Annotated in this window: 8 protein-coding genes; 7 read left to right on the plus strand and 1 reads right to left on the minus strand. The window is 43.9% G+C overall.

The genetic code is table 11. The annotated features are described in order from the left end of the window. Positions 1-107 precede the first annotated feature (107 nt). A complete protein-coding gene (locus DS743_RS07890) occupies positions 108-749 on the plus strand; it encodes a tyrosine-type recombinase/integrase (RefSeq protein ID WP_003615159.1) in 642 nt (213 codons plus the stop codon). A gap of 191 nt (positions 750-940) precedes the next feature. Here the strand turns inward: DS743_RS07890 and DS743_RS07895 are convergent, their stop codons facing one another. After that, positions 941-1,411 carry a GNAT family N-acetyltransferase gene (locus tag DS743_RS07895; protein ID WP_003615160.1) on the minus strand — a complete coding sequence of 157 codons (471 nt, stop codon included), beginning with the start codon at positions 1,409-1,411 and terminating at the stop codon, positions 941-943. Positions 1,412-1,715: 304 nt separating this feature from the next. On the opposite strand from DS743_RS07895, the gene DS743_RS07900 reads away from it, so the two are divergent. From DS743_RS07900 to DS743_RS07925, 6 genes are all read left to right on the plus strand, one after another. Next, positions 1,716-2,630, plus strand: a complete 915-nt coding sequence (locus DS743_RS07900) for an ABC transporter ATP-binding protein (protein WP_003615161.1) — start codon at positions 1,716-1,718, stop codon at positions 2,628-2,630. A 5-nt stretch (positions 2,631-2,635) separates the two neighbouring features. After that, positions 2,636-3,487, plus strand: coding sequence for an ABC transporter permease (locus tag DS743_RS07905; protein ID WP_231520486.1), 852 nt, complete (start codon positions 2,636-2,638; stop codon positions 3,485-3,487). A 216-nt stretch (positions 3,488-3,703) separates the two neighbouring features. Then, positions 3,704-4,168, plus strand: coding sequence for a DUF2798 domain-containing protein (locus DS743_RS07910; RefSeq protein WP_035184475.1), 465 nt, complete (start codon positions 3,704-3,706; stop codon positions 4,166-4,168). Between the two features lie 103 nt (positions 4,169-4,271). Beyond that, a complete protein-coding gene (locus tag DS743_RS07915; protein WP_016396606.1) occupies positions 4,272-4,700 on the plus strand; it encodes a hypothetical protein in 429 nt (142 codons plus the stop codon). Positions 4,701-4,712: 12 nt separating this feature from the next. Then, on the plus strand, positions 4,713-5,111 hold the full coding sequence (locus DS743_RS07920; RefSeq protein ID WP_003614256.1) for an arsenate reductase ArsC: 399 nt from the start codon (positions 4,713-4,715) through the stop codon (positions 5,109-5,111). 230 nt (positions 5,112-5,341) lie between these two features. Further along, complete coding sequence (locus tag DS743_RS07925) at positions 5,342-5,650, plus strand: hypothetical protein (protein WP_231128302.1); 309 nt, start codon at positions 5,342-5,344, stop codon at positions 5,648-5,650. Positions 5,651-6,000 lie beyond the last annotated feature (350 nt).

Raw genomic sequence — 6,000 nt, forward strand, 5'->3', positions numbered from 1 at the left:
TGATTAGTTAGGACGGAATTTTTAACAATTTTGCCGCTTCAATGCACCTTTGTGCTAGAATAAATACATAAAGACGCATTCAATGAGGGGAGGATTTTGCTAGCAAAATGGGCCGAAAAGTTAAAAAAACAGAGAGCAGCAGAAATATCCGGCCGCTGAAAACGGCAAAGGAAATCAACGCTATGAAACGAGCTCTGCAATTTGGGACCGGGACAGTTACCGGGCAAAACAGGAATGGTCTGCGGAATGCTATGATTTTTGTCTTTGGAATCAATACGGGTCTCCGGATCTCCGACATCGTCAAGGCCAAGGTGTCAGACATTGAAGACGGGGAATGGTACAACCTGGTTGAAACCAAGACCCACAAGAACCGGCATGCCTATATTGGCAATATCAGCCAGGACTTGGAAAATTACATTGACCAGATGCAGCTGAAGCCAAGTGACTGGCTCTTCCCTTCTAGAAAAGGGGAGGGGCATATTGAAGGAAAGTCATTCTATAAAGATTTGAAGCGGGCCGCCCGGCAGTGCGAGATTGATCCCAATACAGTTGGTACCCACACTCTAAGAAAAACTTTTGGCTACCACTACATCAAGAGCGCGACAACCCCAACAGGTGATCCAGATCCCCGGGCCTTGTACAAGCTGCAGAAGATGCTGAACCACAGCAGCCCAACCACTACTCTGAGATATATTGGTTTGGAAGACGAAAGCATGGAAGAAGATTTGAAGTCTTTCCGTTTGGGATAAAATACACCTTTTTAAGAAGTGAGTTCTATTGCGCTTAAATGTGCAGTTGATCAACTTTAACTTTTTAAGAACAACAGAGTCGCTTTATCAGCACTATACATTTTTGGGTAAACATATCTACATAAATTTTGTTATGTAAAGTGATTTGCTAGAATTAAAAACCGGTCTCAGAATTTGAGATCGGTTTTTGCTTACAAAATAAATTCCATATTTGTTTCTTTAACCTTCAAGCCATTCTTCTTATAGAAGTTTATGGCAGAATCATTGCCCTCCCATACATTAAGCGTCACTTCATAGCATCCCAGTCTTTTGGCTTCAGCTTTGACATAATCAAGCAGGGCCCGGCCCACGCCTTGGGAGCGCTGGGTGCTGTCAACACAGAGGTCATCGATAAAGAGTGACTTAAACTGAACCATATTGGTTGAAAAAGGCTGCTCTTGCAGCTGAGTGAATGCATAGCCGAGCACTTGATCATCTTCGTCAACCGCGACAAAAACTGCTTTCTGGTCATCGTTAATGATTGTCGTCAGCTCTTCCACCGTGTACTTGGTTGTGCCTGGAATAAAAATGTCTGGACGAATCGAAGCGTGAATTTCCAAAACTTGGCTCAGCAGCTTCATAATTGCTGGAATGTCTTTAAATTGCGCGCGTCTAATTTGCATGATGCCACCTCTAAATAGTATCTAGTTACTGTTAATTTTAACATGAAGCATTGAATTTACAGTACTTGAGACCTGTATCTCAGATCGTAATCTTAACTCTCTCTTGCTGATTGAAATATATCTCGATCAAAAGAACTCACTTAACATCACCTAAAGGGTCACGCCTAACCAGCGTGGCCTTTTCTTATTCCAGCTTTTTTCAACTTAGCCGCCTATTTTTGCATCTTACCTAGATTTAACCCAAGAAAATATTAAAAGATGTAGAATTAACTTAGAAAAATAAATAGAAAGGGGTTGCAAAATAGTGAAGAATGCTATTGAGGTTAGAAACCTATCTAAGTCCTATGGGGACTTGAAAGTCGTCAATGACATCTCCTTTGCAGTCCGCGAAGGCGAGCTATTTGCCTTCCTTGGCCCAAATGGGGCCGGAAAATCTACAACGGTTGACTGCCTGTCGACTTTGACCAAGTTCGATTCTGGTGAGATCAAGTTGGCCGGGCTTAACATGAAGACACAGGCACAGGAAATCAAGCAGAGGATCGGGATCGTCTTTCAAGAAGGACTGCTGGATAAGCGGCTTACAGTGCTTGAGAATTTAACTCTTCGCGCTGGCTTTTACTATCACAGCAAGGCAGAAGTAAAAGCAGCTGTTGCCCGGGCAAGCGAATATACGGAGATTAACGACCTGCTTAAGCGGCAATACGGAAAATTGTCCGGTGGGCAAAGGAGGCGGGTAGATATCGCCAGAGCGCTCTTAAATACGCCGAAAATCCTTTTCCTAGATGAACCGACGACGGGCCTTGATCCGCAAACCAGGCAGCACATTTGGGAAACGATCCAGCGCCTGCAAAAAGAGCAGGGGATGACCATCTTTTTGACGACGCACTATATGGCAGAAGCATCCGCAGCGGATTATGTGGTAATACTGGACCACGGGAAGATTGTCGCTGAAGGCAGTCCGATCAGCTTGAAAGAGCTCTACAGCTATGACCGGCTGAAGCTGTATCCGAAGAAAGAGCAGAATTTAGACAATATTCTGTCGTCTTTATCACTTAATTGGAATAAGGTGGCCGACCACTATGAGGTAGAACTGAGGAACACCATGGATGCCATTGATATCGTAGAAGGAATGCGGGACCAATTGCAAAGTTTTGAAGTCCTGCATGGAACGATGGATGACGTATTCTTGAATATTACAGGGAGGAGGCTAAGAGAATGAGCGCGATGGTCAAAAGGAATCTCAAGATTTACTTTAGAGACAAAGCTTCAGTATTCTTCTCAATGCTGAGTGTCATTATCATTTTTGCCCTCTACATCTTATTCATTGGTGATTCGGTGAATAGCGGGCTAAAGTTTCTGCCGCATCCCAATCGCTTGATGCGGGCTTGGATGCTAGCAGGGATGCTGGCTTCGGCATCGATCACTACGAGTTTAGGAGCATATGGGGTGATAATCAACGACCGGGAGAATAAGGCGATCAAGGACTTTTACTCATCTCCGGTCAGCAGAAGACAGGTCGCGGGCGGCTATATCGTGACCGGCTTCATCATCAGCATCATCATGTCCATTTTTACCTTAATTTTTGGGGAAATCTACCTTGGTCTGGCCGGCGGGGCAGTACTGGATATAGAGACTTTACTAAAGCTATTTGCTGTAATTGTCTTATCAGCCTTTGCATCATCGGCGATTGCTTCCTTTATGATTTCTTTCTTGAAGACCAACAGCTCCTACTCAGCCGCAAGCACGATAGTTGGGACCTTGATCGGCTTTTTGGTTGGGGCATACATTCCAATCGGCAGCTTACCAGACAACGTTCAGTGGCTGGTAAAGTACTTCCCATGTGCTCATTCAGCGGTACTTTACCGGCAGCTTTTGATGAAGCCTGCAATAAAGGCAAATTTTGCCAATCAGCCGGCAAGTGTACTAAAAGAGATCAGGGAAATGTTTGGGATTGTCTTCGTCTATAACGGCCACATCGCGCCTGCATGGGTATCAGTAGCAGTCCTGCTGGTTACTGGGGTAGTCTTCTACTTGCTGGCGGTTTTGGTAATGACCCGGAAACAAAATGAAATATAGAGAAAAGTTAACATAATTTGAGATATGGAAAGATCTTTGCTTAATATGGCCCTTGAAAAATGCAAACGCTTTTTCAGAAAATCTTATCAAAAATCCTTACACAATCAATTTTTCTATGCTAGAATAACTAACTGTATTTGAATACGGTTATGATTGGAAACGTACACTCCCGGAGTGATTAACGAACAACACGTGAATCATGAAGGGAGTTTTTTAATGCCAGAATCAAAACTGGAAAATTTTGTCTTTACTGTTATGATGGCCTTTGTTATGGTTTACGCCATGATCTGCTACAACATCGCTCTTACCATCGGCGGGATGAGGGATGCTGTCTTACTGGACGCCTTCCGCGAAATGATGATCATGTGGCCGGTTGCAATCATCCTGGAGATGTTCGTCTTTGAAAAGCCTGTCGTTTACTTGACTAAGCGGCTGATTACACCTGAAACGCCAATCTTGTTGATCATCTTGATCCGGTGCTCAATCACCGTCTGCCTTATGTGCCCAACGATGAGCTTGATCGCGACCGCGCTCTTCAAGAACTTCCAAGCAGCTGGCTTCATCGGGACCTGGCTGCAGACTGCCGTCATCAACTTTCCAATGGCGATTGGCTGGCAAATCTTCCTCTGCGGTCCTGCGGTAAGATTCTTGTTTAGAACGATTTTTAGAAAAGATAACTAAGTTACATTAGCAGCATTCATCTGTATTTAGTGCAGGGGATGCTGCTTTTAGTTTATAATAGAGACCAAATCAATCGGTTACAGTTTGCTAGGAAGGAATTGGTATGTTAGAAAACGAAGCTTTGTTTGACGAGGTAGAAGCCGAACTTAAGAAACATGGCTCAATTCAAGATTTTGAAGAAAAATACGGTAAAATCACGGGCAGAATGATGATCACAGAAACAGAGATCCCCGAGGAATTAGGCATTAAGATAAATGATACAGATGTTCATTCTTTCAAAGCCACTTTTGACTTCTATAATACCGCAATAGGCCTGGCGCTTAATGTCAAAACGAGAGAAGCAGCAACAAAATTCTGGCTGACTCCACAAGATGATAGGAATGACGTGCCAACGAACAGCTGGTTTGAATTTTTTGCCATGATTTTGATGGAAGCCTTAGATGAAGGCATGGATAGCATCCCAACTTTCTCTTTCGTCAATAATTCCAGTGACCTTACCATCAGCGGCCTGGGCCTGCTTGAGAAGAAATAACAGGAGAAGATCATGACCAAAGCAAAAGTAGCCTTTATCTGCACCCATAATTCCTGCCGGAGTCAAATCGCCGAAGCCTTGGGTAAAAAGCTGGCCGGGGATGTCTTTGAATCCTATTCAGCCGGCACGGATCTAAAAGATCAGGTTAACCCCGACGCGGTTCGGCTGATCAAAGAGCATTATGGCATCGATATGCTGGCCAACGGGCAAAAACCAAAGACCCTCGCTGACCTGCCGGCGGTTGATTACGTGATCACCATGGGCTGCGGAGTCCGCTGTCCTTATTTGCCTGCAAAAAAGCGGGTAGATTGGGGATTAGAAGATCCAACTGGACAAGATGATGAGACCTTTATGCAGGTGATTAAAGAAATCGAAGATAAGGTACTAAAGCTGAAGCAGGAGCTGAGTTAAGAGGCAGTAAGTGCACGCCGGAGTGGTACCTGCTCCAACCAGAAATGGAAGTCAGCTTTAAAGATGATGGCGACAATGTACTGGTAGACCCTGGGCTATTTGCCGAACCCGCGCATCGCGAACCTGGTTAGGGCTGCTCGAGCTAACCTTGCGCAAAAACCATTTGCCTTTATCAAGTCCATCGATAAAAAAGACAAATCATCCAGCTGGGTTTGGCCATCTATCAAAAAATGACTGAACCCGTTTTATCCGATATCCCGCACATTGAAAGCTGGCTCTTAGAAACAGACGGTGAAGATATTGTCGGAAAGAGCCGGCAAAAGCACCTTGAAGAAGTCGAAGTAGGGCAGCTCTTGTCTCTGCAGCTAAATCCTCCTTACGAGCAGATTACGGTCTGCACCCTGGAAGGGGATGAGCTGGGAAAATTAAATCATCCGCTGCAAGGTCAGAATCTTGTTTATCGATCCGAAAAGCCAAGAAAACTGAAGACCAGACAGCCACTGAAGCAAGCAACGGCTCCAGTGGCTTTTTTCGTCTAATCCTGAAACAGACGAAGTTTTTCTGCTAATTTCCCATAAATTACTACTCAAAGTACTCTATTACTTGATATATCAACCTTTTAGAGGATTTCGTTGAGTTTAAGTTACAACTCAAAAAATATTATCTTAAACTTCGAAAAAGGCCGTAATAGTAGGCTTTTTAGACATTGAGTTGTAAAATTCTGGGAAATTAGCATTTTCCCCTAAAGGAGGACTTCGCCTGTTTTTTGTTACAACTTTTTTGCAAATCACTAAAATTCCTATTGACGATTCTTAAATGCTAATTTCCCAGGATTTTACAACTCAAGCCATACGGCTGACAGATTTTCTGCCAGCCGTATTTCTTTTAT

The sequence above is a fragment of the Lactobacillus leichmannii genome, from assembly GCF_024701915.1.
GTDB classification, from domain to species: Bacteria; Bacillota; Bacilli; order Lactobacillales; family Lactobacillaceae; genus Lactobacillus; species Lactobacillus delbrueckii.

What these genes read in the sequence shown, in the direction of transcription:
- DS743_RS07890 (WP_003615159.1), top strand. Translation starts at nt 108, where the DNA reads ATGGGCCGAAAAGTTAAAAAAACAGAGAGCAGCAGAAATATCCGGCCG.
- DS743_RS07915 (WP_016396606.1), top strand. Translation starts at nt 4,272, where the DNA reads ATGTTAGAAAACGAAGCTTTGTTTGACGAGGTAGAAGCCGAACTTAAG.
- DS743_RS07925 (WP_231128302.1), top strand. Translation starts at nt 5,342, where the DNA reads ATGACTGAACCCGTTTTATCCGATATCCCGCACATTGAAAGCTGGCTC.
- DS743_RS07920 (WP_003614256.1), top strand. Translation starts at nt 4,713, where the DNA reads ATGACCAAAGCAAAAGTAGCCTTTATCTGCACCCATAATTCCTGCCGG.
- DS743_RS07905 (WP_231520486.1), top strand. Translation starts at nt 2,636, where the DNA reads ATGGTCAAAAGGAATCTCAAGATTTACTTTAGAGACAAAGCTTCAGTA.
- DS743_RS07910 (WP_035184475.1), top strand. Translation starts at nt 3,704, where the DNA reads ATGCCAGAATCAAAACTGGAAAATTTTGTCTTTACTGTTATGATGGCC.
- DS743_RS07895 (WP_003615160.1), bottom strand. Translation starts at nt 1,411, where the DNA reads ATGCAAATTAGACGCGCGCAATTTAAAGACATTCCAGCAATTATGAAG.